General features: G+C 62.7%; 27 protein-coding genes and 1 tRNA gene. 20 read left to right on the plus strand and 8 right to left on the minus strand.

Annotated features, from left to right (window positions below; genetic code table 11):
* The first annotated feature begins 29 nt into the window (after window positions 1-29).
* Both dnaQ and nudC read left to right on the plus strand, forming a co-directional pair.
* Window positions 30-791 (plus strand): DNA polymerase III subunit epsilon, encoded by a 762-nt coding sequence (gene dnaQ, locus FIU83_RS08045; protein WP_152483570.1) that lies wholly within the window; start codon window positions 30-32, stop codon window positions 789-791.
* A complete protein-coding gene (gene nudC / locus FIU83_RS08050) occupies window positions 791-1,564 on the plus strand; it encodes an NAD(+) diphosphatase (protein ID WP_152483571.1) in 774 nt (257 codons plus the stop codon). The genes dnaQ and nudC overlap by 1 nt, the downstream gene beginning before the upstream one ends.
* Before the next feature lie 7 nt (window positions 1,565-1,571).
* Here nudC and FIU83_RS08055 read toward each other — a convergent pair whose 3' ends face one another.
* Entirely contained in the window at window positions 1,572-1,883 is a 312-nt protein-coding gene (locus FIU83_RS08055) for an SCP2 sterol-binding domain-containing protein (protein ID WP_152483572.1), read from the minus strand.
* Between the two features lie 135 nt (window positions 1,884-2,018).
* Here FIU83_RS08055 and sohB point away from each other — a divergent pair, with 135 nt between their 5' ends.
* Complete coding sequence (sohB, locus tag FIU83_RS08060) at window positions 2,019-3,059, plus strand: protease SohB (RefSeq protein ID WP_152483573.1); 1,041 nt, start codon at window positions 2,019-2,021, stop codon at window positions 3,057-3,059.
* Window positions 3,060-3,065: 6 nt separating this feature from the next.
* Here sohB and FIU83_RS08065 read toward each other — a convergent pair whose 3' ends face one another.
* On the minus strand, window positions 3,066-3,398 hold the full coding sequence (locus FIU83_RS08065; RefSeq protein ID WP_152483574.1) for a helix-turn-helix transcriptional regulator: 333 nt from the start codon (window positions 3,396-3,398) through the stop codon (window positions 3,066-3,068).
* Between the two features lie 339 nt (window positions 3,399-3,737).
* Here FIU83_RS08065 and FIU83_RS08070 point away from each other — a divergent pair, with 339 nt between their 5' ends.
* The 3 genes from FIU83_RS08070 to FIU83_RS08080 all read left to right on the plus strand — a co-directional run bounded on the left by FIU83_RS08070 (window position 3,738) and on the right by FIU83_RS08080 (window position 7,332).
* The gene (locus FIU83_RS08070) at window positions 3,738-5,645 is read left to right on the plus strand and encodes a propionyl-CoA synthetase (RefSeq protein ID WP_253939567.1); all 1,908 of its coding nucleotides are present in this window, start codon (window positions 3,738-3,740) and stop codon (window positions 5,643-5,645) included.
* Between the two features lie 185 nt (window positions 5,646-5,830).
* Window positions 5,831-6,514, plus strand: coding sequence for a 7-cyano-7-deazaguanine/7-aminomethyl-7-deazaguanine transporter (locus tag FIU83_RS08075; RefSeq protein WP_152483576.1), 684 nt, complete (start codon window positions 5,831-5,833; stop codon window positions 6,512-6,514).
* 38 nt (window positions 6,515-6,552) lie between these two features.
* Window positions 6,553-7,332 (plus strand): alpha/beta fold hydrolase, encoded by a 780-nt coding sequence (locus FIU83_RS08080; RefSeq protein ID WP_152483577.1) that lies wholly within the window; start codon window positions 6,553-6,555, stop codon window positions 7,330-7,332.
* 27 nt (window positions 7,333-7,359) lie between these two features.
* Here FIU83_RS08080 and FIU83_RS08085 read toward each other — a convergent pair whose 3' ends face one another.
* Window positions 7,360-8,622: an ABC transporter substrate-binding protein gene (locus FIU83_RS08085; protein ID WP_152483578.1), complete on the minus strand. Its 1,263-nt coding sequence runs from the start codon at window positions 8,620-8,622 to the stop codon at window positions 7,360-7,362.
* Window positions 8,623-8,759: 137 nt separating this feature from the next.
* Between FIU83_RS08085 and FIU83_RS08090 the strand changes: the two genes are divergently transcribed.
* Window positions 8,760-10,466, plus strand: a complete 1,707-nt coding sequence (locus FIU83_RS08090; RefSeq protein WP_152483579.1) for a potassium/proton antiporter — start codon at window positions 8,760-8,762, stop codon at window positions 10,464-10,466.
* A 27-nt stretch (window positions 10,467-10,493) separates the two neighbouring features.
* Here the strand turns inward: FIU83_RS08090 and FIU83_RS08095 are convergent, their stop codons facing one another.
* Window positions 10,494-11,048 carry a YaeQ family protein gene (locus FIU83_RS08095; RefSeq protein WP_152483580.1) on the minus strand — a complete coding sequence of 185 codons (555 nt, stop codon included), beginning with the start codon at window positions 11,046-11,048 and terminating at the stop codon, window positions 10,494-10,496.
* 264 nt (window positions 11,049-11,312) lie between these two features.
* Here FIU83_RS08095 and FIU83_RS08100 point away from each other — a divergent pair, with 264 nt between their 5' ends.
* The 6 genes from FIU83_RS08100 to FIU83_RS08120 all read left to right on the plus strand — a co-directional run bounded on the left by FIU83_RS08100 (window position 11,313) and on the right by FIU83_RS08120 (window position 19,507).
* Window positions 11,313-13,877, plus strand: coding sequence for an EAL domain-containing protein (locus FIU83_RS08100; protein ID WP_172976056.1), 2,565 nt, complete (start codon window positions 11,313-11,315; stop codon window positions 13,875-13,877).
* Window positions 13,878-14,039: 162 nt separating this feature from the next.
* Window positions 14,040-15,118, plus strand: a protein-coding gene (locus FIU83_RS08105; protein ID WP_152483582.1) for an IS3 family transposase whose coding sequence is annotated in 2 segments (ribosomal slippage) — window positions 14,040-14,295 and window positions 14,295-15,118 — 1,080 coding nt in all. Because the reading frame shifts where the segments join, the coding sequence is not laid out codon by codon here.
* 530 nt (window positions 15,119-15,648) lie between these two features.
* Window positions 15,649-16,851: a DUF262 domain-containing protein gene (locus FIU83_RS08110; RefSeq protein WP_152483583.1), complete on the plus strand. Its 1,203-nt coding sequence runs from the start codon at window positions 15,649-15,651 to the stop codon at window positions 16,849-16,851.
* Window positions 16,848-18,326, plus strand: a complete 1,479-nt coding sequence (locus tag FIU83_RS08115; protein WP_152483584.1) for an ATP-dependent endonuclease — start codon at window positions 16,848-16,850, stop codon at window positions 18,324-18,326. The genes FIU83_RS08110 and FIU83_RS08115 overlap by 4 nt, the downstream gene beginning before the upstream one ends.
* Window positions 18,327-18,448: 122 nt before the next feature.
* Window positions 18,449-18,733, plus strand: a complete 285-nt coding sequence (locus FIU83_RS17630) for a hypothetical protein (RefSeq protein WP_253939568.1) — start codon at window positions 18,449-18,451, stop codon at window positions 18,731-18,733.
* Window positions 18,734-18,883: 150 nt separating this feature from the next.
* Window positions 18,884-19,507: a helix-hairpin-helix domain-containing protein gene (locus FIU83_RS08120; RefSeq protein ID WP_253939569.1), complete on the plus strand. Its 624-nt coding sequence runs from the start codon at window positions 18,884-18,886 to the stop codon at window positions 19,505-19,507.
* Window positions 19,508-20,071: 564 nt separating this feature from the next.
* Here the strand turns inward: FIU83_RS08120 and FIU83_RS08125 are convergent.
* Window positions 20,072-20,497, minus strand: a complete 426-nt coding sequence (locus FIU83_RS08125) for a hypothetical protein (RefSeq protein ID WP_152483585.1) — start codon at window positions 20,495-20,497, stop codon at window positions 20,072-20,074.
* Between the two features lie 322 nt (window positions 20,498-20,819).
* Here FIU83_RS08125 and FIU83_RS08130 point away from each other — a divergent pair, with 322 nt between their 5' ends.
* Window positions 20,820-21,479, plus strand: a complete 660-nt coding sequence (locus tag FIU83_RS08130) for an SOS response-associated peptidase (protein ID WP_152483586.1) — start codon at window positions 20,820-20,822, stop codon at window positions 21,477-21,479.
* A gap of 283 nt (window positions 21,480-21,762) precedes the next feature.
* Here the strand turns inward: FIU83_RS08130 and FIU83_RS08135 are convergent, their stop codons facing one another.
* The 3 genes from FIU83_RS08135 to FIU83_RS08145 form a co-directional block, all read right to left on the minus strand.
* Window positions 21,763-23,040 carry a Y-family DNA polymerase gene (locus tag FIU83_RS08135; RefSeq protein WP_152483587.1) on the minus strand — a complete coding sequence of 426 codons (1,278 nt, stop codon included), beginning with the start codon at window positions 23,038-23,040 and terminating at the stop codon, window positions 21,763-21,765.
* The gene (locus tag FIU83_RS08140; RefSeq protein WP_152483588.1) at window positions 23,037-23,477 is read right to left on the minus strand and encodes a LexA family transcriptional regulator; all 441 of its coding nucleotides are present in this window, start codon (window positions 23,475-23,477) and stop codon (window positions 23,037-23,039) included. Before FIU83_RS08140 ends, FIU83_RS08135 begins: the two co-directional genes overlap by 4 nt.
* Window positions 23,478-23,785: 308 nt before the next feature.
* Window positions 23,786-23,875 (minus strand) — tRNA-Ser (locus tag FIU83_RS08145).
* Window positions 23,876-23,997: 122 nt separating this feature from the next.
* Here FIU83_RS08145 and FIU83_RS08150 point away from each other — a divergent pair.
* The 6 genes from FIU83_RS08150 (at window position 23,998) to FIU83_RS08175 (ending at window position 26,749) form a co-directional block, all read left to right on the plus strand.
* Window positions 23,998-24,450 (plus strand): NUDIX hydrolase, encoded by a 453-nt coding sequence (locus FIU83_RS08150; protein WP_152483589.1) that lies wholly within the window; start codon window positions 23,998-24,000, stop codon window positions 24,448-24,450.
* Between the two features lie 97 nt (window positions 24,451-24,547).
* Window positions 24,548-25,222 (plus strand): Bax inhibitor-1/YccA family protein, encoded by a 675-nt coding sequence (locus FIU83_RS08155; protein WP_152483590.1) that lies wholly within the window; start codon window positions 24,548-24,550, stop codon window positions 25,220-25,222.
* 69 nt (window positions 25,223-25,291) lie between these two features.
* Window positions 25,292-25,684, plus strand: a complete 393-nt coding sequence (gene tusD, locus FIU83_RS08160; protein WP_152483591.1) for a sulfurtransferase complex subunit TusD — start codon at window positions 25,292-25,294, stop codon at window positions 25,682-25,684.
* Window positions 25,685-25,706: 22 nt separating this feature from the next.
* Window positions 25,707-26,087 (plus strand): sulfurtransferase complex subunit TusC, encoded by a 381-nt coding sequence (gene tusC, locus FIU83_RS08165; protein WP_253939570.1) that lies wholly within the window; start codon window positions 25,707-25,709, stop codon window positions 26,085-26,087.
* Between the two features lie 18 nt (window positions 26,088-26,105).
* Window positions 26,106-26,396, plus strand: coding sequence for a sulfurtransferase complex subunit TusB (gene tusB, locus FIU83_RS08170; RefSeq protein ID WP_152483592.1), 291 nt, complete (start codon window positions 26,106-26,108; stop codon window positions 26,394-26,396).
* Window positions 26,396-26,749, plus strand: a complete 354-nt coding sequence (locus tag FIU83_RS08175) for a TusE/DsrC/DsvC family sulfur relay protein (protein WP_152483593.1) — start codon at window positions 26,396-26,398, stop codon at window positions 26,747-26,749. The genes tusB and FIU83_RS08175 overlap by 1 nt, the downstream gene beginning before the upstream one ends.
* Window positions 26,750-26,751: the final 2 nt, after the last annotated feature.

Consider the following 26,751-nt stretch of genomic DNA (forward strand, 5'->3'; position numbering starts at 1 on the left):
CGCATACCCGCGAGTCGACGAGAGACCCCATGCGTCAGATCATCCTGGATACCGAGACCACCGGCATCGACCCCCGTGACGGCCACCGCCTGATCGAGATCGGGGCGGTGGAGATGGTCAACCGCCGGCTCACCGGCAACTCCTACCATCAGTTCATCAATCCCGAGCGCGACATCGAGGCCGAGGCCATCGGGGTCCACGGCATCACCAACGAGCGGGTGGCCGACGAACCGGTGTTCGCCGAGATCGCCGACGCCTTCTGGGCCTTCATCGAGGGGGCGGAGCTGGTCATCCATAACGCCCCCTTCGACGTGGGCTTCATCGATCACGAGCTCGGCATGCTCAATGCGCGGCGCGGCGAGCCGCGCCTCGGCCCGGTGGCCGATCACTGCCGGATCCTCGACACGCTGCAGATGGCGCGCGACCTCCACCCCGGCCAGCGCAACAACCTCGACGCGCTGTGCAAGCGCTACGACATCGAGAACGGCCACCGCGTGCTGCACGGCGCCCTGCTCGACGCCGAGATCCTGGCCGACGTCTACCTGGCGATGACCGGCGGTCAGACCGCGCTCTCGCTGGATGCCTCGGCGGCCGCGGAGGGGGGCGCCAGCGAGGAGCACGGCCTCGCCATCCGTCGGCTATCGCTCGCGCCGGGTCAGCTCACCGTGGTGCGTCCCGACGCGGCGGAGCTCGCCGCCCACGAGGCCAAGCTCGGTCGCATTCGCGAGGCCGCCGGCGAGTGCCGCTGGGACGCCCATGCCGGGCTCGTCGGCGGGGAGGCGCGCCGCTGATGCTGCATCGGGAGCTGCCTCGCGAGGCGACGGCCGGGCGGGTGATTCGCCTGGCCCGCGGACGCATCGCCCCGGGGGGCGACGACGGTCCCCTGCAGCCCTTCCAGCCCTGGCATGCCCGGCTGCAGCCGCTCTGCTGGTGGCGCGAGGAGCCGGTGGCGCTCTCGCTGGAGGAGGAGCCGGGCGAGGGCTGGCCGGAGGCCCGCGAGTGGCTGGGCCGGCTGCCGGAGTCCTGGTACGCGCTGGTCGCCACGGCACTGCAGGTGGCGGCCTGGCTCGAGAACCATCGCTTCTGCGGGCGCTGCGGGACCCCGACGGCGCGGCTGGACGCCGAGTTCGCCATGCACTGCGAGGCGTGCGGCCATCGCACCTATCCGCGCTACTCGCCCTGCATCATCACCCTGGTGACCCACGGCGAGTCGCTGCTGCTGGCGCGCGGGCCGCGTCACCCGCCGGGGCGCTACTCGACCCTGGCCGGCTTCATCGAGCCCGGCGAGGCCGCCGAGGAGGCGGTGCGCCGCGAGGTCTTCGAGGAGGTGGGACTCAGCGTGGGGCGGGTCAGCTACTACAAGAGCCAGCCCTGGCCCTTTCCCCACTCGCTGATGCTGGGGTTCTTCGCCGAGGCGGCCAGCCGTCGCATCCGGATCGACGGGGTCGAGATCGCCGACGCCGCCTGGTTCAGCCCGCGACAGCTGCCGAAGCTGCCCCCGCTCTACTCCATCTCGCGGGCGCTGATCGAGACCCACCTCAAGGAGGTGGGCGGCCGGGGCTAGGGGCGTGTCAACGGCTCGGGAAGAGGCTCGAGAGCTTGGTGGCCAGCATGACGTTGCCGGTCGCCTTGAGCTTGCCGGTCATGAAGGCGTTCATGCCGTTGATCTCGCCGTTCATCACGCCCTTGAGGGTGTCGCTGCTCATGCTCAGGCTGACCGAGGGGTCATCGTGCTCGCCCTCGTGTACCTCCAGCTGACCGTCGTTGACCACCAGGTAGTGGTCGCCGACGTCGCTGAAGTGGAACTGGAAGATTTCGTGCATGCCGCTGGCGGCGTCGGCATCGAAACGGCGCTTGAGCTTGTCGAGGGTCGCGTCGGACATCGGGGATCCTTGTGGGGAGTGGAGGGTATCGTGGCCGGTAAGAACCGTGCCAGCGTATTTGAAACACCTGTTTGAATCAAGCGCTCCGAGCCGCCGGCTAGGCCGACGACGGGGCGCGTCGACGCGGAGAGGACGATGAACGAGTGGCTGACGGATTTCGGCATGTTCGTGGCGCAGCTGTTGGCCCTGGCGGCGGTGGTGGGCCTCGGCGTGGCGCTCTACCTGAAGGCGCGGGGCGAGACGGGAGAGCGCACGCGGCTGCGCCTCGAGGAGCTCAACCAGACCCGGCGTCAGCGTCGGCGGCGCATGCAGCTGGCGGCCAGCCAGCCGGGCGCCCGCAAGGGGCTGCTCAAGGCCTTCCGCCGCGACGACAAGGCCCAGGCCCGGGGCGGTGCCAAGGGCGCGGGCGAGGCGCGCCCCACGGTCTGGGTGATCGACTTCCACGGTGACATCAAGGCCAGCGCCGCCGGCCGGCTGGCCGAGGAGGTCTCGGCGGTGCTCGAGGTGGCCGGCCCGGGTGACGAGGCGGTGGTGCGCCTGGAGTCGGCCGGGGGGCTGGTGCACAGCTACGGCCTCGCCGCCGCCGAGCTCGACCGGCTGCGCCAGGCGGGGCTCTCCACCACGGTTTGCGTGGACAAGGTCGCGGCCAGCGGCGGCTACCTGATGGCGTGTGGCGCCGATCGCCTGCGGGCCGCGCCCTTCGCGGTGATCGGCTCCATCGGCGTGGTCGCCCAGCTGCCCAACCTGCATCGCCTGCTCAAGCGTCACGACATCGACGTCGAGCTGCTGACGGCGGGGCGCTACAAGCGCACCCTCACCGTGTTCGGCGAGAACACCGACGAGGGGCGCGACAAGTTCGTCGAGGACCTCGAGACCACCCACCGGCTGTTCAAGCGCCACGTGGCCGAGCGCCGCCCGGACCTGAACATCGAGGCGGTGGCGACCGGCGAGATCTGGTACGGCAGCGATGCCCTGGTCAGGGGCCTGGTGGATGAGCTGGGCACCAGCGAGGCCTATCTGGTCGAGCGCATGGGAGAGGCCAGGGTGATCAGCGTGAAGCTGGAGCAGAAGCCGACGCTCTCCGGTCGGCTGGGCATGGGGGTCTCGCGTGGCGTGGAGCGCGGCATCGAGCGAGGACTGGAGATGCTCGACGCCGGACGCTGGCAGAAGCGCTGAGGGCGGTCAGGGCCTGCCGTCTAGGGACAGGCCGCCGAGCGCCTCGATGAGCGTCCTGGCACGCTCGCCCTGCAGCGAGTAGTAGATGGTCTGCGACTCGCGGCGGGTCGTCACGAGGTTCTCGCGACGCAGGATCGCCAGGTGCTGCGACAGCGCCGACTGGCTGAGTACCAGGCGCTGGTTCAGCTCAGTGACCGACAGCTCGGTGCCGTCCAGCAGGCAGAGAATCCGCAACCGATTGTCGTTGGCCATCGCCTTGAGCAGGGCGCTGGCTTCGTTGATGACCGGCTCGCCGCCTTCGAGGAGGCGGGCCGACGCGGCTCTGGTGGTAGTGCCCATGATCTGTGCCCTGCGTTGCAGGCGCCGCCCATGGTCGGTCGCCCGCGCGGTGAGAAGGATCCCCTGAGTCCACGCCTGGGGGGAATGTCAGGGCGCTTGATGGCCCTCTGATTCAGCTTATTCGCAATAATAGCGCACTCAAGCGCCCAACGCCGTATCAACGATGGCGTCGCGTGGCGCTGCACGGCGGCAGGTATGGGCTTGTTGTTGACAATGCAGGAGGGGGTTATCGTCCTTTTGTCGAAGATTAGCCGATGGTATGAGGTTTGGCGGCAGCGCCTGGGCTAGAGTGTCAACAATCACGCCCTTCCCTCGATTGCTGACAGGATGCTGACGCGCATGTACCACGACGAGTTCCGCCGCTCCATCGATCACCCGGAAGCCTTCTGGGCCGAGCAGGCCAGGCGCATTCCCTGGTTCACCCCGCCCACCACGATCCTCGAGTACGACGAGGCGAATCATGCCCGCTGGTTCGTGGACGGTGAGCTCAACATCTGCCATGCCGCGCTGGACCATCATGTCGAACAGGGGCGGGGGGATCAGCCGGCCGTCCACTGGGATTCGCCCGTCACCGACAGCAAGCGCACCCTCACCTATGCCGAGATGCGCGACCAGGTGGCGTGCTTCGCCGGGGCGCTGCGTGATCTGGGGGTAGAGAAGGGCGATCGGGTCGTGATCTACATGCCCATGGTGCCCGAGGCCCTGGTTGCCATGTACGCCTGCGCTCGCCTGGGCGCCGTTCACTCGGTGGTTTTCGGCGGCTTCGCGCCCCATGAGCTGGCGGTGCGCATCGAGGACGCCGAGCCCAAGGTGGTGATCGCCGCGTCCTGCGGCGTCGAGGGCGACCGGGTGCTGCCCTACAAGCCGATCATCGATGCCGCCATCGAGCAGAGCGCCTACCAGCCCGAGGCCTGCGTGATCCTGCAGCGCGCCCAGCACGTCGCCGAGCTGGGCAGGGCCATCGACCATGACTGGTCGGCCCTGGTCGAGCGGGCCACCCCGGCGGCCTGCGTGCCGGTCAAGGGCAGCGACCCGCTCTACATCCTCTATACCTCCGGTACCACCGGCAAGCCCAAGGGCGTGGTGCGCGATACCGGCGGCTACGCGGTGGCGCTGGCCTACTCCATGGAGACCATCTACGACGTGGCGCCGGGCGAGGTCTTCTTCTCGGCCTCCGACGTGGGCTGGGTGGTCGGCCACTCCTACATCGTCTATGCGCCGCTGCTGCGCGGCGCCACCACCCTGGTCTACGAAGGCAAGCCGGTGAAGACCCCGGATGCCGGGGCCTTCTGGCGGCTGATCAGCGAGTACCGGGTCACGAGCTTCTTCACCGCGCCCACGGCGTTTCGCGCCATCAAGAAGGAGGACCCGGACGCCAAGCTGATGGCCCAGTACGACATCGGCTGCCTCAAGGCGCTGTTCCTGGCCGGCGAGCGCCTGGATCCGCCGACCTTCCACTGGCTCGACGATCTGCTGACGGTGCCGGTGATCGACCACTGGTGGCAGACCGAGACCGGCTGGCCCATCGCCGCCAACCTGCACGGCCTCGAACCGATGCCCACCAAGGCCGGCAGCGCCACGGTGCCGGTGCCCGGCTTCGACGTGCAGATCCTCGACCGGGAGGGCCAGCCCTCCGATGCCATGGAGCAGGGCAGCGTGGTGATCAAGCAGCCGCTGCCGCCGGGCTGCCTGGCGGGCATCTGGCGCGACCCGAAGCGTTTCCACAGCGCCTACATGGCGGCCTTCCCCGGCTACTACCTCACCGGCGACGGGGGCTACTTCGACGAGGACGGCTACCTGTTCATCATGGGGCGCACCGACGATGTCATCAATATCGCCGGCCACCGCCTCTCCACCGGCGAGATGGAGGAGGTCGTGGGCGCCCACCCGGCAGTGGCCGAGTGCGCGGTGATCGGCATCCACGACGCCCTGAAGGGGCAGCTGCCGGTGGGGCTGGTGATCCCCAAGGACGGCTTCGAGGGCGATGAGGTGACGCTCGAGAACGAGCTGATCGGCCTGGTGCGCGAGAAGATCGGGCCGATCGCCTGCTTCAAGCAGGTGCTGGTGGTCGACCGCCTGCCCAAGACCCGCTCCGGCAAGATCCTGCGCAAGCTGCTGCGCAACATCGCCGACGGGCAGGAGTTCGGCGTGCCCTCGACCATCGATGATCCGGCGAGCCTGCAGGACGTCCACGAGGCGATGAAGGAGCGCTCAGTGGGGGCCGCCGAGCAGGCGCGCCAGGTCTGAGCCCGTCGCGCGACTGACGTGCCCGCCGGCCACGACGCCGCCCCACGAGGGCGGCGTCGTCGTCTGCGCGGGGCCCTACATGGCCAGGGGCGCGGCCAGGCCGTATAATGCCCGGCCCGTGCCCGCCCCGGCGGGCGCCGTTCCATCAGGGTTCCCTCACCCCTCGCCATAAAAAGGATGCCGCGATGTTCGTGCTCACCGAGGCCCAGACCCGGCGCTGCCTGGCGCTGCTGGTCACCTTTCATATCCTGGTGATTGCCGCCAGCAACTACCTGGTGCAGCTCCCCTTCACCCTGTGGGGCTTCCATACCACCTGGGGCGCGTTCAGCTTCCCCTTCATCTTCCTGGCCACCGACCTCACCGTGCGCCTGTTCGGCAAGGAGCCGGCTCGCGCGATCATCCTGCGCGTGATGCTGCCGGCGCTGATCATCTCCTACGTCGTCTCGGTGGTCTTCCCCCGCGGCGGCTTCGCCGGCCTCGAGGCGCTGGGCGAGGCGAACCTGTTCGTCGCCCGCATCGCCCTGGCGAGCTTCATGGCCTACGTGCTGGGGCAGCTGCTGGACGTGCAGGTCTTCGACCGGCTGCGCCGCCTCAAGGCCTGGTGGGTGGCGCCGGCCGTCTCGACGGTGCTCGGCAACCTCGCCGACACCTTCGCGTTCTTCTCCATCGCCTTTCACCGCAGCCCCGACCCTTTCATGGCCGCCAACTGGCCGGAGATCGCCTGGGTCGACTACGCGATCAAGCTCGCCATCAGCCTGGCGTTCTTCCTGCCGCTCTACGGCGTGCTGCTGGCCTGGCTGAGCCGTCGGCTGGTGGCGGTGACGGGCGGCGACGACCTGATGCCGGACGAGGCGCACGCCTCGACCTGAGCCTCGACATCCGATACCCCGTAGCCAAGGAGGCTTGCATGCCCACCGATCTTCACTTCCTCGACAGCGGCGGCGACGAGACCCCGCTGGTGGTCATCCACGGCCTGCTGGGCAGCGCCGATAACTGGCGCTCCCACGCCAAGCAGTGGCAGCGGCGTCGGCGGGTCATCACCCTGGACTTGCGTAACCACGGTCGCTCGCCCCATGTGGCGGGGATGGGCTATGACGCCATGGCCGAGGACGTGCTGGCGCTGCTCGATCGCCTCGAGGTCGAGCGCGCCCACCTGCTGGGGCACTCCATGGGCGGCAAGGTGGTGATCAGCCTGGCGCGGCTCGCGCCCGAGCGGGTGGCATCGCTGATCGTCGCCGATATCGCCCCGGTGGCCTACGGGCACGACCACGACAGCGTCTTCGCCGCCCTGCGTCGCGTCGAGGCGGGCGCGGCGACCAACCGCCGCGAGGCCGATGCGCTGCTCGCCGAGCACGTCGACGAGCCCGCGGTGCGTCTCTTCCTCGCGACCAACCTCGAGCGTGATGCCGCGGGCGTCCTGCGGCCGCGCATCGGCCTGGACGAGATCCAGGGCGACTACGAGACGATCATGGGGGCGCCGGCGGGCGAGGGCGCCTATGAGGGGCCGACCCTGGTGCTGCGCGGCGCTCAATCGCGCTACGTCACCGACGAGATGCTCCCGGCCCTGCGCGAGGTGCTGCCCCGTGCCGAGATCCAGACCCTGGAGGCCGGCCACTGGCTGCATGCCGAGCAGCCGACGGCCTTCCAGGCGGCGGTCAACGGCTTCCTGGACCCGCTCGAGGCCTGACACGGCGCTGGCCGCCCGGCGGGCCCGTTAAGGGGCGGGCGCGCCGGGGTCGACGGCCAGGCGGGCGACCGGGTGGCGCTCCTCCAGGATGCCGGCGTCGTGGAGGTACTCCTCGAAGCGGCGGTAGCGGCCGTGGTCCAGGGCCGCGGGGCTCAGGCTCAGGCGCGGACGGACCTGCGGCCAGGCCTCGCGGCCGACCGGGGTGTCGAGGCCCGGCTCGGCGCTGGCGATCAGCGTCCACGCCTCATCGGGATGGTTGGCGATCCAGGCCGCGGCTTCCTCCAGCGCCTCGACCAGCCGACGGATGGCCTCGCGCTGCGCCCCCAGGTGGTCGCGGTTGGCCAGCAGCACCAGGCCGTCATGCAGCGGGATGCCCAGGGCCTCGCTCGTCAGCACGCGGGTCGCGAGACCCTCGTCGGCCAGCTGGCGCGGCAGCAGGTGGCGCATGGCGCCGATCACGCCCTCCACGCGCCCCTCGCGCAGGGCATCGCCGAGGCGGAAGTGCAGCTCCTCGGTCTTGACCTCGTCGTCGCGAACGCTGGCCTCGCGCAGCAGGGCCCTGAGCAGCACGTCCCGGCTATCGGCATCGACATGGCCGATGCGCGCGCCGGCCAGGTCGACCGCCGCGGTGATCTCGCTGTCCTCGCGCACGACCAGGGCGCTAAGCGGCATGGCGACGAGGGTGGCGACGCGCACCAGCGGCTGGCCACGGTCGACCTCGAGATGCAGCAGCGGCTGGCGCGCCAGGGCCAGATCGATCCGCGAGGCGGCCAGCAGCTTGGTGGGCACATCCGGGTCGGCGGGGGTCGAGAGGGTCACCGCGAGCCCGCGGCTGGCGAACAGGCCGCGCTCCCGGGCGACGATCAGCGCGGCATGCCGCGGACTGGGGGTCCAGTCCAGCATGATCCTGAGGCGGGTGACCGGTGGCGGCTCGATGGGTTCCGCCGGGCGCAGGGCGATGGCCGGCACGCTGGGGCGCGAGGGGGTGTCGACCGCGGGGCCTCGCGGGGCCTCCCGGTAGCGCTGGCGGATCGCCTCGCGTTCGGCGAGCTCGCGCTCGGCTTCCTCGGCCAGCGCCTCGAGGTCCAGCACCATCACCTCGGTACCCAGCGGCGGATAGCCCGCTGCTGGTGCGGCCGCGTCCGCCGCGGCATCGGCCGCCGCGGCATCGGCCGCCGCGGCATCGGCCACGAATGGTCCGGTGGACAGCAGCCAGGCGACCGCCAGCAGGGCGGTCGTTCGGCGTAGCCGACGAGTGGCGAAGGGGGACGTGGAAAGGGCTCCAGGCATGCACGGTATCCGGTCGAGGATGCCGCGCAAGCTTAACCGCTGGCGGTCGGGAAGGGCCAGCCATCGCCGCCAACGACCATCGCCGCGCCCGTCGTGGCATGCGATACTTTGCGTTCTCACCCTCAAGACAGGCCATCATGGATTCGATCAACAGTCTGTTCCTGCTCAGTGGCTTCCTGTTGGCCCTGAGCATCCTCGCCAGCCGGCTCTCCTCGATGGCCGGCGTGCCGCTGCTCCTGATCTTCCTGGGCCTGGGGATGCTGGCCGGGGAGGAGGGGCTGCTCGGCATCCAGTTCGACGACTACTCCCTGGCCTTCTCCATCGGCCACCTGGCCCTGGCCATGATCCTGCTCGACGGCGGCTTGCGCACCCGGCTGAAGACCTTTCGCGTCGGCTTTCGCCCGGCGCTCTCCCTGGCCACCCTGGGGGTCTTCATCACCGGCGGCCTGGTGGGGCTCTTCGCCACCTGGGTCTTCGACCTGAGCCTGGTGCAGGGGCTGCTGGTGGGGGCCATCGTCGGCTCCACCGACGCCGCCGCGGTGTTCTCCATGCTCAGCGGGCGCGGCGTCAATCTCAATGAGCGGGTCGGCGCCACCCTGGAGATCGAGTCGGGCACCAACGACCCCATGGCGATCTTCCTGACGCTGATGCTGGTGGAGGTGCTGGTCGGCGACATCGGCGGGGTGGGCGAGACCCTGCTCTTCCTGGCGGAGCAGTTCGGCCTGGGGATCCTCATCGGGCTCGGTGTCGGCTGGCTGAGCGCGCGGCTCCTGAGCTGGCTGGACCTGGCGCCGGGCCTCTATTCGCTGCTGGCGCTGGGGCTCGGCTTCTGCGTGTTCGGATTGACCAGCGCCCTGGGCGGCAGCGGCTTCCTGGCGATCTACCTGGCCGGCCTGATGATCGGCAACCGTCCCGGTCGCCACCTCAACTTCATCCTGCCGGTGCACGACGGTCTGGCCTGGCTCTCCCAGATCGGGCTCTTCCTGGTGCTGGGCCTGCTGGTCACCCCCAGCGAGATGATGGACTACGCGCTGCCGGCGCTGCTGGTGGCGCTGGCGCTGATCTTCGTCGCCCGGCCCCTGGCGGTACTGGTCGCCGTCAAGCCCTTCTTCAAGTTCCGTTGGCGGGAGATCGGCTTCATTGCCTGGGTGGGGCTGCGCGGCGCGGTGCCGATCGTGCTGGCGATCTTCCCGGTGATCGGCGGGGTGGAGAACGCCTCGCTCTATTTCAACGTCGCCTTCGCGGTGGTGCTGCTGTCGCTGCTGATCCAGGGGGGCTCGCTGCCGTGGATGGCGAAGCGCATGAAGGTCGAGCTGCCCCCCACCGTGACGCCCAACCGCCGCGGGCCCCTGGGCATCCTGCCGGAGAACGACTACGAGATGTTCGTCTACGAGGTGGAGAACGGCGACCTCGAGGATGTGCCGATCCGGCTGTTGCGCTTTCCCTCGGGGGCGCTGATCTCCGCGCTCTTCCGCGATCACGCCATGCTGCATCCCAAGGGCAGCACGCGGCTGAGGCTGGGCGACGTGATCTGCGTGATCGGCCGCACCGATGATTTGCCGGCGCTGAATCGCCTCTTCAACGGGGAGGCCAAGCTCAAGCGCGAGCGGGCCTTCTTCGGCACCTTCACCTTCGACGGTGAGGCCTACATGCGCGACATCGCCGACGCCTACGGGCTGACGCTGAGCCCCGGCGAGCAGGACATGACCCTGGCCGAATTCGTCTCGCTGCGGGTCGGCGGGCATCCGGTGGTGGGCGACGACGTGGACTGGCACGGCATCCACTGGGTCGTCAGCGCCATGGAGGGCAACCGCGTGACCCGAGTCGGGCTGCGCCTCTACTGACCGGCGGGGCGACGAGGCGGGTGCCGCTCAGGCCTTCCGGGTCGCCGCCTTGAGCACCTCGAGGGGCGCCTCGATGGCCCGCTCGCCGTCGGCGAGCCATACCGTGCCATCCTGCAGGGTGGCGCTCAGCGTCATGCTCTTCGCCGTCATGGCGGCGAGCGCCTGTACCGTCTCCGGCGTGATGGCGACCACGGTCAGGTTGTCGAGGGTCGCCAGCTTGCCGGCAAGCGACTCCCACCAGAGCGCCGCGCCATGGCCGCTGTAGGTATAGACGACGACCTCGCCGGCACGGCCGCAGGCGCGCCGGAGGCTCTTCTCGTCGGGCTGGCCGAGCTGGATCCACTGCTCGATCCTGCCGGTGAGGTCCCGGCGCCACAGGTCCGGCTCGTCCTCGGTGCTCACGCCGCGCCCGAAGGCCAGGGCCTCGTCGGCGTTCAGCGCGAAGGCGAGCAGTCGGACCATCATCCGCTCATCGGTTTCCGAGGGGTGCTGCGCCACGGTCAGGGCATGATCGGCGTAGTAGTGCCGGTCCATGTCGGCGACCTGCAGCTGGACCCGATGAATCGTTGCCTTCAGTGCCATGGCGTGAGGGGCCTTATCGGTTGGTGGCCTTGTGGGGCAAGGCTGGGACGCAAAGTGGGGGCAGATGGTAGCCCGCGGCGGTTGCCGATACCAGAGACCGGAACCTGTTTCCTTCGGGTATCGTGGGTTAAAGACATCTGCACCGTGTCGTGTCTCGCCTCCGAGGGCGCCGGAACCCTTGCCTTGGACACAGGTTTTGCGTCTAGATAAGCTCGACCACGCAAGAAATGGATGCCGTCGCCGACGCAGGGGAGAGGAGCAGGCATGGAGAGCAGCTACCAAGAACTGGAAGCCCAGCAGGGCGTCCAGGAGATGATCGCCATGGGCCGTCCCCTGGAAGAGACGCTCCGGGCGATCTGCCTGATGGTCGAGGGCCTGGTCGAGGGTAGCAAGTGTTACGTGATGCTGGTCGATGACCGCGGCAAGACCCTATCCCTCGCGGCGAGCGGCTCCTTGCCCCGCGACTGTGGCCTGCGACTGAAGAACATTCCCGTCAGCCCGAAAGCCGGCAGCTGCGACACCGCGGCTTTTTTCTCCGAGGCATGCGCCAGCGCCGATCGTCGCCGCTCCGACCAATGGGCGGACCTGTGCGACGCGGCGATACGCCATGGACTGCTGTCAGGCTGGTCCCATCCCATCCGCTCGAAGAGCGGCGTCCTGCTGGGCACTGTTGCTACCTGCTCGAGGAGCCCTGGCCAGCCGGATGATCGGCATGCGGCCCTCATGAGACGCGCCGCAGGATTGGCATCGCTGGCCATCGGCCGGGACAGTGACCATAAGGTGCTGGAACGCAACCGGAATCGATACGAAGCCTTGTTCTCGCACAACCCTGATGCCGTCTTTACGCTTGACGTGGAGGGCTGTTTCGAGAGCCTCAATGCCGCCACCACGTCGCTTCTTGATGCAGAAGAGGGTGATATCCTCGCCACCGCCTTCGTGGCTCGAGTCCCGGAAGCGCATAAAGCGATGGCCGAGCAGTATCTCGGCACTGCCCTGTCAGGCGCCACCTCGAGGTTCGAGTGCGAGCTGGCATCGTTCCGACATCGTGAGTCGGTTGCCCTGCTCACCTTCGTCCCGATCACTGCCAGGGGAGAGGTGATCGGTGTGCACGGCATCGCCAAGGACATCACGGCCAGAAGGGCAGATGAGCACGCGCTACGCATATTTCGCAGGAGTGTTGAGGCCACGCCCAACAGTGTCGTGATCGTTGATGCCAACGCCAAGGGTCAGCCGATCATTCACGCCAACCCGGCTTTCTACAGGATGACCGGGTATGGCAAGGAGGAAACGATCGGGAAGAATTGCCGATTCCTTCAAGGGAAAGACACCTCGGCACGGTCCATTGATCGCATCCGCCTCGCGCTATCGAAAGGCGCATCATTTCGCGAGACCATCCTGAACTACAGAAAGGATGGGACCGTGTTCTGGAATGACCTGCATGTGGCCCCTGTTCGAGATGAATATGGCGCGATATCACATTTCATCGGAATTCAGAACAATATCAGTGAAAAGCAGCATTACCAGGACCAGCTGGCCTATTTCACGACGCACAACCCCTTGACGCACCTGCCTAATAAAAGCAATTTCCTGAGTAAGCTGGAGTATGCCAGGCGCGTGTCTCGCCAGCATGGGGCCAGGGTGGCGCTTCTCTATATCGACCTGGACGACTTCAAGAAAGTGAATGAGTCTCTGGGGCATTCGCCGGGAGACGCCATTATCGTAGAGGCATCGCGCAGAATCACGAGATGCCTAGGAAAAAACGACGTCCTGGCTCACTTTGTCGCCGACGAATTTGTCGTCCTGCTCCACGATGTGCGTGCCGAGAGTGAGGCGGTCACCTTGTCTCAGGCTATCCTCGACGAACTGCGCCTTCCGTATATCGTTGCCGATCATGAAGTCGACATGCCGGCCAGTATTGGTATCTCCATCGATAATGACGACACTGAAGGCGACATCGTGCGTCACGCCAACATGGCAATGCTGAGAGCAAAGGAGAGCGGGAAGAACACCTATCACTGGCATACCCATGCGATGAGCCAGAGTGTCGAGGAAAGACTGACGCTCGGGAGGGAGCTGAAGCATGCACTGAAGCATGATGAGCTTGAGCTTCACTACCAGCCGATAATCCCCTGTCGAGCAGAGGGGAAAACCTATCTGGAAGCCCTCGTTCGCTGGAACAGCCCGGCAAGAGGCTACATCAGCCCCGGGAGGTTCATCCCTCTGGCGGAGGAGATCGGGCTCATCCCCTCCATCGGTAACTGGGTGTTGGAAAGAGCTTGCAAGGATATGGCCTTTATCGCCGCCCACCACGCGATGACGGTCAGCGTGGCGGTCAACGTGTCACCCCTGCAGTTCGACCGAGACGATTTCCTGCCTTATATCGAACGTTGCCTGAACGACAATGGCCTCGCCCCGGGCAGCCTGGAAATCGAGATAACCGAAGGCCTTATCATGCAAGGCGAGGGGGACTCGGTCGAGAAATTGAGAGCGCTGAAGCGTATCGGGGTAAACGCCTCCATCGATGATTTCGGTACAGGGTATTCAAGCTTGAGCTACCTCAAGAACTTGCCGGTCAGCAAGGTGAAGATAGACAAGGCCTTCATCGATGGGGTCAGTGTCAAGAAAGAGGATTCAACTATCGTGAGGGCGACGATTGCCATGGCTCAGAAGCTGGGTTTTCAGGTGGTGGCGGAGGGCGTCGAGTATCGCAGCCAGAGAGATTTCCTGCTGGAGGAGCACTGTGACTTCATCCAGGGATTCTTGCATTCAAGGCCGCTGCCCCTGAATGAGACCGTGGAATACCTGAGCAGGATGCACGCGTCGGCGTAAGCGATGGGCTCTAGGCCCGAGCTGCCGTGACCGCCGCCGCACGGTGCTCTCACGCGTCACTTCTCCGTGTGGCGCGCCTGCCGCTGACCTTTCCCCCAGAAACCGGTCCACCGGCAATGTGAGATGTCCGCTACGTTTACCCTGATAGCCGGAGATCTCGCGATGAAGCGTAATCGACATACCGAAGAGCAGGTCATCACCATCCTCAAGGCCCATGAGCGCGGCGTCTCGGTGGCCGAGCTGGCTCGGCAGAATGGTGTCACCGAGCAGACCATCTATCGCTGGAAGGCCAAGTACGGTGGTATGGAGGTATCAGAGGCCAAGCGTCTGCGGGAGCTGGAGGCAGAGAATGCCCGCCTGAAGAAGCTGCTGGCGGAAAGCGCTCTCGATAATGCCGCCCTCAAGGAGATCGTCTCGGGAAAGTGGTGACGCCCGAAGCGAAGCGGCGGGCGGTAACGCACCTGGTGACAGGCGGCTGGCTCAGCCAGCGACATGCCTCTCGATTGCTGGGCCTGCCACGATCGGTGGCCCGCTACCAAGCGATGCCGCGTGACGATGAGCCGCTTCGGGCGCGACTGAACGCCTTGGCGACCTGCTACCCCCGCTACGGCTACCTGTTGCTGCACGCTCTGTTGCGTCAGGAGGGCTTGGTGGTGAATCGCAAGCGAACTTACCGACTGTACCGTGAGGCTGGGCTTCAGGTCCGCACCCGGCGGCGCAAGCGACTGGTGCGGCCAAGAGCGCCGATGCCGTGTCCGGACAGGCCCAACCAGCGTTGGTCGATGGACTTCGTCTCGGATCAGCTGGCCTCAGGGCTCCGATTCCGCGTGCTGAACATCGTGGACGACTTCAGCAGAGAGTGTGTTGGTCAGCTGGTGGACACGTCCATTTCCGGGCGTCGCTTGGCCAGGTTCCTGGATGACATTGCGCAGCAGCGTGCGCTGCCCGCGTCGGTTGTCTGCGATAACGGCCCCGAACTGACCAGCAAGGCGATGTTCTTCTGGGCGCGTGAGCGGAAGGTCACGCTGGCCTTCATACAGCCGGGCAAGCCGACACAGAATGCCTTCATCGAGAGCTTCAACGGCAAGTTCCGGGATGGCTGTCTCAATCAGCACTGGTTTCTGAGCCTGAACGATGCAAGACATGAAATCGACCAATGGAGGACCCACTACAACCATGTCAGACCGCACAGCTCGCTGGGCTATTTGCCACCCGTCGCCTATGCCCAGCGGTGTGCATGAAGGAGCGGTTCTCACATTGTGGTTGGACCGAAACCAGGGGGAAGGTCAAAGTGAGTAACCTGAAACGGTCACCTGCGCGATCGACACGAAACTTGGGCGATTCAGCCAAAAAATGTGCTGATGATCAATGAACGACCAGTTGATAGAGGAAGCTGAGCAGATCAACCCGAGATAGAGAAGGCACGGATGATGCTCAAGCAGGCAGGGACGGATACCATTTAGCGTGATAGGTAGCGGCTAGCTGGTACCAAAGCAGGAGGCTCCAGGGATAGAAGGACGGACTGGAGCATTGCAGGGTAGAAAGGAGATGCTCAGAATAGGGGTTGAGGGCAGGGAGAATTCCCACGGAGATAAGAAGCGACGTCAATCACTATATGGCAATGACTTTAGTGGGAGCTCGAGACAAAAGGAAAGCATTCATCACCCTTTTAGGTGTTTTTGTTTTTTTGGCTGGTTTTAACAGTGCGCCATGATTTCTCGGGAGTGAAGTGTTGTGGCGTTTTTTGTGGTGATATTCCAAGGTGGGAAAAATGAAGCTAGTTGCATCAGATCCAGATATCCAGACAATTGTTGGAAGAATTCGGGATGGTGATATTGATCTTCAGCCCGACTTTCAAAGAGGAAGCGTATGGAATACGAAGAAAAAGCAGCTGCTTATTGACACCATTTTGAGGAATTGGCACATACCTCCAGTTCATATTGTGAGCCAAGATGATTCTTTGTGTGATGAGGTGTTAGATGGTCAGCAAAGGCTGGCTGCAATATACGATTTTTGCTGTAATAAGTTTTCTATCGATGGCTCGGTTGAGCCGCATGATGATTTGATAAGATCCTTGCATGGATGCAGGTTTTCGGATTTGTCACCGAGTGTGGCTAAGAAAATAAACAAGTTTTCTATAAGGGTGCTTTCGGTAACTGATTTTAACCCGGAAGAGCCCGGTGAGCTTTTTTATCGCTTAAATCATCAAGTGACCCTGACGCCAGCTGAAACGAGAAATGCATATTTTGGTGAAGTTAGGGACCAAGTTAGAGAGGTCGCTAAAAACTTTGAGAGGTGGGGGTTAACAAAACAGACAATTGGGTTTAGTAATGCGAGAATGGCACATGATGATGTCGTTGCAAGGATAATGTGCGTGCTAGATTGGGGGCATATATCCGAAAAGGTTACCGCTAACAAGCTTGCGGATAGGTATCGGTCAGGACCAGCTTTCCCACAGCATATTGTAGATATTACATCAGCGGCATTTGAAAGCCTAGGTGGTGCAATTAATAGCGATAATTACCAAATACGGTTGAATAAGGCAACTTTATGGTCATGGGTGCTATTTATCGCCGTTTTTCATCGACTAGGTGGTGATAGAGATAATGAAGTGCTAGGTAAGCACATGGCTTGGTTTGAAGAGCTCAGGCTTTCAATGAAAGGGCTGGGGTTAGAGAACTCGCCAGAAGAGGTTTCTGTTGCAGCTGTGTTTAACGATAGAGCAGCATCCAGGGTGGCTGATGTAAGTTCCGTCGTTATACGAGATATTATTCTATGGGCATCTGTTAAAATGTCTCCCATGGCTAGTATTTTAGATTCGGCCCCATTAAAACTTGTTGAGCATGTCGAAAAAGCTGATCGCAATGTCAAGTGGTTTTCCCACAACAGCTTTGATTTTGGGTTATCCAATTCAGGCCCAGAATCAGAGATGGTTGATGTCGCTCTTAAGGAATCATGGGGTGAAATTTCATGAAGCAGGCAAGGATAGCCGATTATTGGAAGGCGACATATAGAAACGAGCCTGGAACTGAACTGGTTTCAGTGACTTTTAATAGTGTGCCAACGCTGGGGAGTTTTTCTATTGACCTTGGCAGGGGGATCTCGGCTATCACCGGTCTGAATGGCGCAGGGAAAAGTACTGTTCTTCACTCTATCTGGCTTTGCCTATGTGACGAAGCATCTTTGTCTGCTATGGCTCTTGACTCCCGTTTAACCGAAGGTAGTGTTGAGCTGTTGCTAAAGGTTGGTCATGCAAGTGTTAAGTTTGTATATGATTTTTCCGAGACGGCCAGGAGTGTTGAATGTGATGATCCAGGTATTAACCCTTATGAGGTTCAAGCGTTTTTAGTAGATGTTGCAGAAGTAGCTCCTGCTTTACAAAGATATTTTAGAAAAGACCCGAATTATCAAGATCTGCTTGATCAGCAGGGCAGTGCATCACTTAATGAAACAGAATTAGATGTTGCTAAGTTTGTTGCTGGAAGAGATTATGACTCGATCAAAGTTTTTGAGCTTGAAATTGATATAGGGTTAGATAACAACTGGGAGGTTTTGCCATACTTTCATGTGACACAAGATGGTGTGCAGTATGGCATAGAGCATTTAGGTTTAGGGGAGCTGTCTGGGCTTCTTATATATTGGGCGGCGAAAAGAATGCCAAGTGGGTCAATTCTATTAATTGACGAGCCTGAGTGCTTTCTTGCCTCGCACTCACAAGCTGCGATTTCAGACATAGTTGCTTACTTTTCTGCAGAGCGAGGTGTGTCATGCGTAATGACATCTCATTCGGATACTGTTGTGGAAAAAATACCGCCTAAGCGTAGAATAGTTACTATAATGAATAGTCAGGGTGTTGCATGTACGACGGCTGAAAATGTCCCGAATCATTTAACTAAAATCGGGGTTGGTAAAGGAACAAAGTTAGTTGCAGTCACCGAAGATCACGCAGCTACGATTTTTTTGAAGGAGATGATAACAATCGGGGCACCTGCGTTAAGGGGGTCTGTTGAGATATGCTGGGCAGGCAGTTCGGGAGAAGTGGTTACAGCTTTGAATGGTCTTGTAGAAGGTTTTGATAATCTCTCGTTAAAATTTGTGGGGGTTTTGGATGGTGATCAGAAGAGTGAGAAGCATAGATGTAAGTGGCCGCTAAGATACTTGCCGACGGATGAGGATCCCGAGCAAGTCGCAAAACTGTCTGCGTATAATAATGTGGGTTTGCTGTCGCAGTCATTTGGCGTAAACGAAGCTGAGATACATGCCGCACTGGCAGCAGCAAATGGCGCCGACTATCATGACTGGCCATTTATAGTGGCGAGGCAGCTAGGTCGTAGGCATACTGATGTTTTAGAGGTGTGCCTGAGAGGATATGTGGCGAATGATATGCCTAGTGATGAGCTACATCAATTTATAAAGTGCCTGACGAGCAGGGAGGTTTTGCCAGCGTAGGTTTTATAATATTAAGGGGATGTATTTTTTAAATGCCTTGGCCCCCTGCCTTCCAGGCGTAGTCTAGAGGGTCTGTATTATGTCTCACTTTAATCATTTTGCGATATTGAGTTGCAGCAACGATGACGCTCACGCGTGTAATCACGGCACTTGCTTTCACAGCATGCATGATGCAGGTTGCTCAGGCCGATATCACCATCGCCAGCTGGAACCTCAAGCACTTGGGATGGAACAACGACAAGAGCCTCGAGGACGTGGCGACGATCGCCCAGGGGGCGGATCTGTGGGCGTTGCAGGAGGTCATGGACGAGGCGGCGGTCGCCCAGCTCGAGCGTGAGATTGAGCAGCAGACGGGCGAGCCCTGGAGCTCGATGACCTCGCACGAGGTGGGCCGCAGCTCCTACTAGGAGAGCTACTCCTACCTTTGGCGTGACGCCGTCGTCGAGTACACCCAGGGCGCGGTGGTCTACCGTGATCCAGGAGATAAGTTCGCCCGGGAGCCATTCCTTGCGGAATTCCGAGATATCGAGAGCGTCCAGGAGGTCGCGCTGGCGACTGTGCACATCGTGTACGGTGACAGCCGGGATGACCGCACGCCCGAGATCCGGCAGCTCGAGGAGATCTGGGACTGGATGCGGGAGGTTTACCCCGACACGCCACGGATCATCGCCGGCGACTACAACCTAGCGCCGGATCATCCCGCCTGGCAGCCGCTGCGCGAGAAGGGCGCGGAGCCGGCGATCACCGCTGGCGCCACGACGCTCAGCCAGACCGACGGTGAATACGCCAACCTCTACGACAATCTCTGGTTCGATGAAGAAGTGCTCGACGTGACAGGGGCCAGCATCGTCCGATTTCCGGACCTGCTGGGCATGAGCCATGAGGAAGCCCGAGACATCGTCTCCGATCACGCCTCGGTCTACATCACCCTCGGTGACGCCGAGCCCGAGTTCGTCTCAGTGGCTCCATCACAGGACAGCACCGCCAATACTCGAGACTGCATCGACCTGAACAGCTCAAGTGCTTCGCGGCTCGATGAGCTGCCGAACATCGGGCCGGCACGGGCTCATGACATCATCGATGGCCGCGATTGGGGAGCAGTCGATGAGTTGGTCGAGATAGATGGCATTGGCCCGGCTAGGATGCAGGAGATCCGTGATAGCGGGCAGCTCTGCCAATGAGTCACCAATAACCCTGGGGGCTAGGCTTCCTTCGACCTCAGATATGGTCATCCTCCTACAACGGTCGAGAGCTAGGCGGACTACGGTCCCCCCTAGACTCTCACTCCTAGGTTATGTGTGGAATGTCTGCGCGTGAGCAACGGCCTATGTTGGACAGGTATACCATTGCCCATAAGCTTCTGACGAGCGTGTTGTATCGCGTACAGATGTGGTGCAGCTCCTTGATCTAGCAGATGCGTCGCTCTATGACGTTCCTTCCCGATAGCGCGTTTTTCGAAACTTATGTGCTCCGCAGGCCGTGGCTTTCGGCGCATCTTGCGTCTTACGGCGATCGGCTTCATTCAATGGCAGTCGCAGCACTGGAAGAGCGGCATGCAATCGTTGCTGTTATCTGCCACGATACAGAATCAACGCTTTCGTGGCTGTCCCGCTGACTCAGCCAGCTGGATGTGCTCTTTGGGATTGAAGTGACAGAAATTAGGAGATCTTCCTCTAAAAGCAAAGGTGGCCGACCTACTCAGCTCTCTGAGCAGGACCGGTCGTCTATAGCTTGGAGCGTAGCGATTAACAATCACCGCAGGAACCAGCGATGCATGCAATCGTGCCAGCCGAAGCTCCACCGGCTAAAGCAGCAAGAAGGGGCTGCGAAATCGTAACTCCTGCCACTGCACTACCTATAATAAGTGTACCTCCGCTAGCAACCCAAGCTGCAAGGATTGCAGCACCAACAGCCATCCATGCAAGGATGCATAAATCCCTAGGTACGTTAGTTGGGTTCATTCCAGGCTCTGGTTTGTCAACTAGGCTCTTTATCTCAGCAACAAGGTCATCACTCGTAATGTTGTTGCTCAAAAACTCTGGCTCCAGCCTGTCAAGCTTCGACTTTATCGCTTGCATGGTTTCCCAGCTTGTTTTTGGTGCATTTTCTTCAGAAAGGAAGCCTTCATAGAGGGAGTTTCGATAGGCTGTGATGAATAACTTGTTGTCCATATTCTTGCTCCAGGTGGATTAAGGTTATTTATAGGGTTTTTTCTACATTCCAATCAATAAGCATGAAGACTAAGATTGGTAAAAGATCAGAGCAGCTTGCCAAGGATGGTCATGCTGGCAGGATATATCGGTTACCAAGATTTTCCGATTCCGTAGATACATCTTTGGGAAGCTCCTCACGCACTACCGTCCATGCCTGACACGTTAAGATCGCTCCTGCCATCTATATAGTAGCCTCTGAATAATCGTTGCGCTTCTGTGATCGCCTTTAGCATTGAGCGGGACTAGGGACGGTCTCCACTCCGAGGTCTATCCTCACAGCATGTGTGGACGATTCGCGCTGTTCAGCCCCTACCCAAAGCTCTCAGCGGCTCTTCGATTGCCGCTAGAGCGTAGCGAGATTCGGCCACGCTACAACGTCGCGCCAGGTACTTGGATTGCCGCTATACGGCACCCAGAGGAGGGCGCGCCACTGGTGTTGGACGAAGTGTGGTGGGGCTACCGGCCTCACTGGGCCAATGAGGGCGCGCCGGAGCCGATCAACGCGAAGAGTGAGCGTGTCGCCGTCTCCAACTACTTCCGCGGGGCGTTCGCGCATCATCGCTGTTTGGTGCCGGCAGACGGCTGGTATGAATGGCATTGGCATCCTGGCGGAAAACAGCCCTATTTCATCACCCGCGCTGACCGTGAGCCAATCTGGCTCGCTGCCATATGGGCCGAGCGGCCGGATGGCGCTCCGGGCTGCGCCATCCTCACCGAACCGGCCCGTGGCGTGGCCAAGGAGATCCATCCGCGCATGCCGCTGGCCCTGGACAACGAGAGCCTGGAGCCCTGGCTCGATCCTCACCTGATTGACCGAGAGACGATCCGACAGGTGGTTCACCACCTACCCGCCGACATGCTTACCCACTGGCCGGTGAGCACGCGGGTCAACACGCCCACTCACGATGATGCCGATCTGATCGAGCCCATCGCGTCCTGATTCCAGTGGTGCTCTGTGATGTGTCCGCACGCCTGGCAGGTGATGCGGTAGCGCCTTCCATCGACCTTCTCCAGGTCGAACGCCGCCCAGTGTGGACCGTCCTGCGCACGGATCTCGGTGGCACCGCATGGGCACATCAGAACCCACCGCCCTTGGGGCACTGGCATCAGTGTGATCTCCGGCATGGCGACTCCTCCCTGTTGTACTCCACCGTAGTTGGCAGGGAAGGGCCGGGATGTAGGAGATCCTCGACAGGGGGCGTGCTGAAACGCTGAGGGTGGTGTCAGGTTCTCGCCTTGGGTAGCTCATTCCAACGCGTGGTCCAGCATGGTGTGCGGTGAGTGCAGCGCAGATGCCAGGCGGCGTTCTTGCTGGGCATGCCGAGTCGCACGGTGCCGCTGCCCATCCGCTGGTTGAGCTCGTCCAGGGCCGTCATCAGCTTGTGGTCGCGATCGCGCTGGTCGGCGCGCTCGGGCGTGTCGAGTAGCGAGAGCTTCTGACGGTTGGCGTCCACCAGGTCGAGCAGCATCACCCCTCCTTTCATGAACCGGTACCCGCGGCGATAGACCGTCTCGAGCCCTTGGCGGGCGGCGGTCAGGATCAGCCGGCTGTCGTCAGTGGGCTCGGGCAGCTCGACAACGGCGCTGGGCGAGTATTGGGCCAGATCCAGTCGGTGGCGGTTGGTCTTGAGGAAGATGAGCACGGCGCGGGCGTGGCTATCCTGCTGGCGCAGTTTCTCGGCGCCGCGCTGGGCGTGCTGGCGGATGGCTTCCTGCAGCTCGCCCTGGTCGCTGGTGAGGCGGCCAAAGGAGCGGGAGGTCATTATGCGGTCTCTGGGCCGGTCGGCGTCGTTGAGTTCAATGCAGGGCGTCCCTTGGAGCTCGCGCACGGTCCGCTCGAGAGTGACGGAGAAGCGGCGGCGTATGGCCTTAGGGTCCGCCTGGGCGAGATCCCAGGCGGTGCGGATCCCCATGATGGCAAGCCGCTCGACCAGCCTCCGGCCGACGCCCCAGACGTCGCCGAGCTGGGTGCCCTCCAACAGGTGGCGGGTAGCGTCATCGTCGGGTGTTAGCACGCAGACGCCGCGGAACATCGGCACTTTCTTTGCCGCTCGGTTGGCCAGTTTCGCAAGGGTGCGGCTGGGGGCAACTCCCACGCTGACAGGGATGCCGGTGTACTGTCGCACCTTACGGTGGATCTCGCGGGCGTGGGTCAGAAGCTGCTCGGGCTTGAACCCGTCAGCGCGGATGAACATCTCATCGATAGAGTAGGGCTCGACGCCGGCGGAGAACTCCTCGAGGACCTCGCGCACCCGGGCAGACATGTCGCCGTAGAGCTCGTAGTTGGAGGAGAGCAGCCGGATGCGGCCCTGGTTGACAAGATTCTGCAGCTCGAAGGCTGGGGTGCCCATCTCAACCCCCATCTGCTTCAGCTCGTTGGATCGGGCGATCACGCAGCCATCGTTGTTGGACATCACCCCCACGGGGACGCCCTCGAGCCGTGGCTGAAAGACCCGCTCGCAGCTCACATAGAAGTTGTTGCAGTCCACCAGGCCGATCATACGGGGTACTCGTGAATGACCGAGCGCACCACGCCCCACAGCTGGCAGTCCAGGTCCGAGATAGGGATCGGGGCATAGCGGTCGTTGCCGGAGCAGAGATAGGGTCGCCGGCCGAGGAGTTCGTAGCGTTTTACGATGATCTCGCCATCTACCAGAGCGACGACGATATGGCCGGGGCGGGCATCCACGGAGCGATCGACCACCAGGGTGTCGCCATCCTGGATGCCGAAGCCCTCCATGCTGTCGCCGGTGACGGTCATGAAGAAGGTAGCCGAAGGCCGCTTCACCAGCCGCTCGTTGAGGTCGAGCGTGCGGCCGACATAGTCCTCCGCCGGCGAGGGAAAGCCAGAGATCCCCGCCCGGATGGTGGCCAGTGGATGGGGCAGGGCGTGGTAAGTGGGGGCAGGATGGGGGTGGAATATCTCAGAAGGGCGCATAGCGGGTCTCTCACCAATACTGTTCGTATATACAGTATTTGTCACTTGGGCGTGAGCAGGCAAACGCTAATGCAATCACGAGACAAATGGTCCAGCGGGTGGGCAGACCGCCCGACACTGAGGCGAACCCTCCATAGAGAAGGAAAGGGGTGGGGATCAGGCAGGAGGTTAGACTTTCGTCTATTATTTGCTGGTCTAGGCAGGGCGGTGCAACGGCTATCGTTGCACCCGTTGCACTATCGGCTATTTTTTAACCAGCGCAAACGAGAAAGGGGATCAGCTAAGTAGCTGATCCCCTTGGAAAAAGGTGGCGGAGGGACAGGGATTCGAACCCTGGGAAGGCGTTAACCTTCGCCGGTTTTCAAGACCGGTGCATTCAACCGCTCTGCCATCCCTCCGGCTTACGGATGCGTACTCTACCAGCTTTCATCCTGAGGTCAAGAGTTCATTTGGATCAGCGTGTTAGCCCCCGGTTCGGGGGTGGGGCACAATGGGGGGACCTTCATTGAGGAGAGCCTTCATGCCCCAGTGCTCGGCGGGAACCCCGGTAAGGCCCGTGCCCGCGGTATCGGCGGCGGTGGTCAGGGACGATCGTATCCTGATGGTCCGGCGGCGCAATCCCCCCAATGCCGGCAAGCTGGCCCTGCCCGGCGGCAAGGTCGAGGCGGGGGAGCGCCTCGAGCAGGCCGCGGCGCGCGAGCTTCTGGAAGAGACCGGCGTGGTGGCCGAGCCGCGGCGCATCCTGACCGCCCTCGACCTCTTCGACCACGACACCCGGGGCGCGCTACGCATGCACTTCGTCATCGTGGTGGTCCAGCTGGCCTGGCGGGGCGGCAGCGAGGCGGCCGCGGACGATGCCACGGCGCTCTGCTGGATGGACCTGGCGGCGCTCGACCGCGCGGGGCCTGAGGTCTGCGACACCGCGGCGCGCGTGGCGAGGCGGGTCCTCGAGGAAGCGGCCGCCGCGAAATAGGCGTTGAACCCCGACTCGCCGGGCGCTTGCGTCGGGAACCATCTGGCTGCATCCTAAGTCTAGTGCTAGTCCAACCATATCAGGGAGCTTCGGAACCATGGCTTATCAAGAGACGCAGACGACACGTCACCAGACGCAGACGACGTCTGTCGGTGCCAGCAAGGTCCTGCGCAATACCTATGGCCTGTTGGCGATGACCCTGCTGTTCTCTGCCATCACGGCGGGCGTCGCCATGAGCATGGGCGTCGAGCGGATGAACATCTTCGTGTTCTTCATCGGCGCCTACGGGCTCATGTTCCTGGTGCACAAGACCGCCAATTCCGCGATGGGGCTGCTCGCCACCTTCGCCTTCACCGGTTTCATGGGCTTCACGCTGGGGCCGGTACTGAGTGCCTACCTCACCCTGCCCAACGGCGCGCAGCTGATCATGACCGCGCTGGGCATGACCGGCCTGACCTTCGTGGGGCTCTCGGCGGTGGCGCTGATCACCCGCAAGGACTTCAGCTTCCTGGCCAACTTCCTGATGGCGGGTGCCATCGTGCTGATCCTGGCCATGCTGGCGGGCATCTTCCTGCAGATCCCGGCCCTGTCGCTGATGGTCTCCGCCGGCTTCGTGCTGTTCTCCTCGGCGGCCATTCTCTTCCAGACCAGCGAGATCGTGCATCGTAGCGGCGAGACCAACTACATTCTCGCCACCATCACCCTCTACGTGTCGATCTACAACCTGTTCATCAGCCTGCTGTCGATCCTGGGCATCATGAGCCAGGACTGACGCCAGCGCGGTATCAGGTTCACCTGGCCCCGCCAATCGGCGGGGCCAGGTCGTTTCAGGAGGAGCTACATGCGCTATGCCATCCTGTTGATGGGCGCCCCCTACAGTCATCAGGCCAGCCATTCGGCCCTGCGTTTCGCCCGCGCCCTGCTGGCGCGTGGCCATCGCCTCGAGGCGGTATTCTTCTATCACGACGGGGTGCACAATGCCGCCCGCCTGGCCGCCCCGCCCCAGGATGAACCGCACCTGGTGGATGGCTGGGCGGCCCTCTCCCGCGAGCACGAGGTCTCGCTCCAGGTGTGCATCGCCGCGGCGCTGCGTCGTGGCCTGCTCGATGAGCGCGAGGCCGCCCGCCATGGCAAGGAGGGGAGCAGCGTCGCCGCGCCCTTCGAGCTGACCGGGCTCGGGCAGCTGATCGACCTGGGCACCCGCTGTGACCGGCTGGTGACCTTCGGCCCCTGACCCTCTGGCTTGCGATGGAACGATGATGCACGAACACGACGAGACCCTCCGCGATCTGCTGGTCATCCTGCGCCATGCGCCCCACGGCAGCAGCTGGCTGAAGGAAGGGCTGGACGCCGCCCTGGTCGCCGCCGCCTTCGGACAGAGCGTCTCCCTGTTGTTCATGGGGGAGGGTGTCACGGCGCTGGTGCCGGGGCAGGGCGCCGGTCCTCTCGAGCAGAAGGGGACGGCCGCGACGCTTGCGATGCTGGAGATGTATGATATCGAGACCCTGCTGGTGGATGCGCAGGCGCTCTCATCGCTTGGCCTCGCCGACGACGAATTGATGCTCGACGTCACGCCGCTGTCGGCCGAGGCCATCGCCGAGACCCTGTCCGCCCACCGCCTGGTGTTGACCTTCTAGTCCCCAAGGAGAACCGGGATGCTGTTGCATGTGGTGAACCGTTCCCCGGCGAACAGTCGGGTCCATGAGCAGGCCCTGACCGGCATGGGGCCGGAGGATGTCCTGCTGTTGATCGAGGATGGCGTCCAGGGGGCGCTGCCCCAGCTGGTGCGCTATTTCGCGCCGATCGAGGGGCGCCTCTTCGCCCTGAAGGAGGATCTGGAGGCGCGTGGGCTGCTGGGCCGCTGTGCGGAAAGCGTGCAGGTGGTCGATGTGGATGGCTTCGTGACCCTGACCGAGGAAGCCGAACGAACGGTGAGCTGGTACTGATGGCGTCGACAGAAATATACCGTTATCTATCCATCAATGACAAACAATTCGGGCTCGACCCGGAAGACTATCTGGTCGACATGGCCCAGTGGTCGCCCGAGGTCGCCGAAGCCCTGGCGCAAGAGGAGGGGATCGAGCTGACCGAGGAGCACTGGGAGGTGCTCCATGTACTGCGCGACTTCTATGCGCGCTATGAGATGGCCCCCGCCATGCGCCCCCTGGTCAAGGCGGTGGGCAAGGTGCTGGGGCCCGAGAAGGGGCGTTCCATTCACCTGATGCGGCTCTTCCCCGGCAGCCCCGCCAAGGTGGCGGCGCGGCTGGCCGGACTGCCCAAGCCCACCCACTGCCTGTGAAG

The organism is Halomonas sp. THAF5a (genome assembly GCF_009363755.1).
Taxonomy (GTDB): Bacteria; Pseudomonadota; Gammaproteobacteria; order Pseudomonadales; family Halomonadaceae; genus Halomonas.

What these genes read in the sequence shown, in the direction of transcription:
- dnaQ (WP_152483570.1), top strand. Translation starts at nt 30, where the DNA reads ATGCGTCAGATCATCCTGGATACCGAGACCACCGGCATCGACCCCCGT.
- nudC (WP_152483571.1), top strand. Translation starts at nt 791, where the DNA reads ATGCTGCATCGGGAGCTGCCTCGCGAGGCGACGGCCGGGCGGGTGATT.
- FIU83_RS08055 (WP_152483572.1), bottom strand. Translation starts at nt 1,883, where the DNA reads ATGTCCGACGCGACCCTCGACAAGCTCAAGCGCCGTTTCGATGCCGAC.
- sohB (WP_152483573.1), top strand. Translation starts at nt 2,019, where the DNA reads ATGAACGAGTGGCTGACGGATTTCGGCATGTTCGTGGCGCAGCTGTTG.
- FIU83_RS08065 (WP_152483574.1), bottom strand. Translation starts at nt 3,398, where the DNA reads ATGGGCACTACCACCAGAGCCGCGTCGGCCCGCCTCCTCGAAGGCGGC.
- FIU83_RS08070 (WP_253939567.1), top strand. Translation starts at nt 3,738, where the DNA reads ATGTACCACGACGAGTTCCGCCGCTCCATCGATCACCCGGAAGCCTTC.
- FIU83_RS08075 (WP_152483576.1), top strand. Translation starts at nt 5,831, where the DNA reads ATGTTCGTGCTCACCGAGGCCCAGACCCGGCGCTGCCTGGCGCTGCTG.
- FIU83_RS08080 (WP_152483577.1), top strand. Translation starts at nt 6,553, where the DNA reads ATGCCCACCGATCTTCACTTCCTCGACAGCGGCGGCGACGAGACCCCG.
- FIU83_RS08085 (WP_152483578.1), bottom strand. Translation starts at nt 8,622, where the DNA reads ATGCCTGGAGCCCTTTCCACGTCCCCCTTCGCCACTCGTCGGCTACGC.
- FIU83_RS08090 (WP_152483579.1), top strand. Translation starts at nt 8,760, where the DNA reads ATGGATTCGATCAACAGTCTGTTCCTGCTCAGTGGCTTCCTGTTGGCC.
- FIU83_RS08095 (WP_152483580.1), bottom strand. Translation starts at nt 11,048, where the DNA reads ATGGCACTGAAGGCAACGATTCATCGGGTCCAGCTGCAGGTCGCCGAC.
- FIU83_RS08100 (WP_172976056.1), top strand. Translation starts at nt 11,313, where the DNA reads ATGGAGAGCAGCTACCAAGAACTGGAAGCCCAGCAGGGCGTCCAGGAG.
- FIU83_RS08110 (WP_152483583.1), top strand. Translation starts at nt 15,649, where the DNA reads ATGAAGCTAGTTGCATCAGATCCAGATATCCAGACAATTGTTGGAAGA.
- FIU83_RS08115 (WP_152483584.1), top strand. Translation starts at nt 16,848, where the DNA reads ATGAAGCAGGCAAGGATAGCCGATTATTGGAAGGCGACATATAGAAAC.
- FIU83_RS17630 (WP_253939568.1), top strand. Translation starts at nt 18,449, where the DNA reads ATGACGCTCACGCGTGTAATCACGGCACTTGCTTTCACAGCATGCATG.
- FIU83_RS08125 (WP_152483585.1), bottom strand. Translation starts at nt 20,497, where the DNA reads ATGGACAACAAGTTATTCATCACAGCCTATCGAAACTCCCTCTATGAA.
- FIU83_RS08130 (WP_152483586.1), top strand. Translation starts at nt 20,820, where the DNA reads ATGTGTGGACGATTCGCGCTGTTCAGCCCCTACCCAAAGCTCTCAGCG.
- FIU83_RS08135 (WP_152483587.1), bottom strand. Translation starts at nt 23,040, where the DNA reads ATGATCGGCCTGGTGGACTGCAACAACTTCTATGTGAGCTGCGAGCGG.
- FIU83_RS08140 (WP_152483588.1), bottom strand. Translation starts at nt 23,477, where the DNA reads ATGCGCCCTTCTGAGATATTCCACCCCCATCCTGCCCCCACTTACCAC.
- FIU83_RS08150 (WP_152483589.1), top strand. Translation starts at nt 23,998, where the DNA reads ATGCCCCAGTGCTCGGCGGGAACCCCGGTAAGGCCCGTGCCCGCGGTA.
- FIU83_RS08155 (WP_152483590.1), top strand. Translation starts at nt 24,548, where the DNA reads ATGGCTTATCAAGAGACGCAGACGACACGTCACCAGACGCAGACGACG.
- tusD (WP_152483591.1), top strand. Translation starts at nt 25,292, where the DNA reads ATGCGCTATGCCATCCTGTTGATGGGCGCCCCCTACAGTCATCAGGCC.
- tusC (WP_253939570.1), top strand. Translation starts at nt 25,707, where the DNA reads ATGATGCACGAACACGACGAGACCCTCCGCGATCTGCTGGTCATCCTG.
- tusB (WP_152483592.1), top strand. Translation starts at nt 26,106, where the DNA reads ATGCTGTTGCATGTGGTGAACCGTTCCCCGGCGAACAGTCGGGTCCAT.
- FIU83_RS08175 (WP_152483593.1), top strand. Translation starts at nt 26,396, where the DNA reads ATGGCGTCGACAGAAATATACCGTTATCTATCCATCAATGACAAACAA.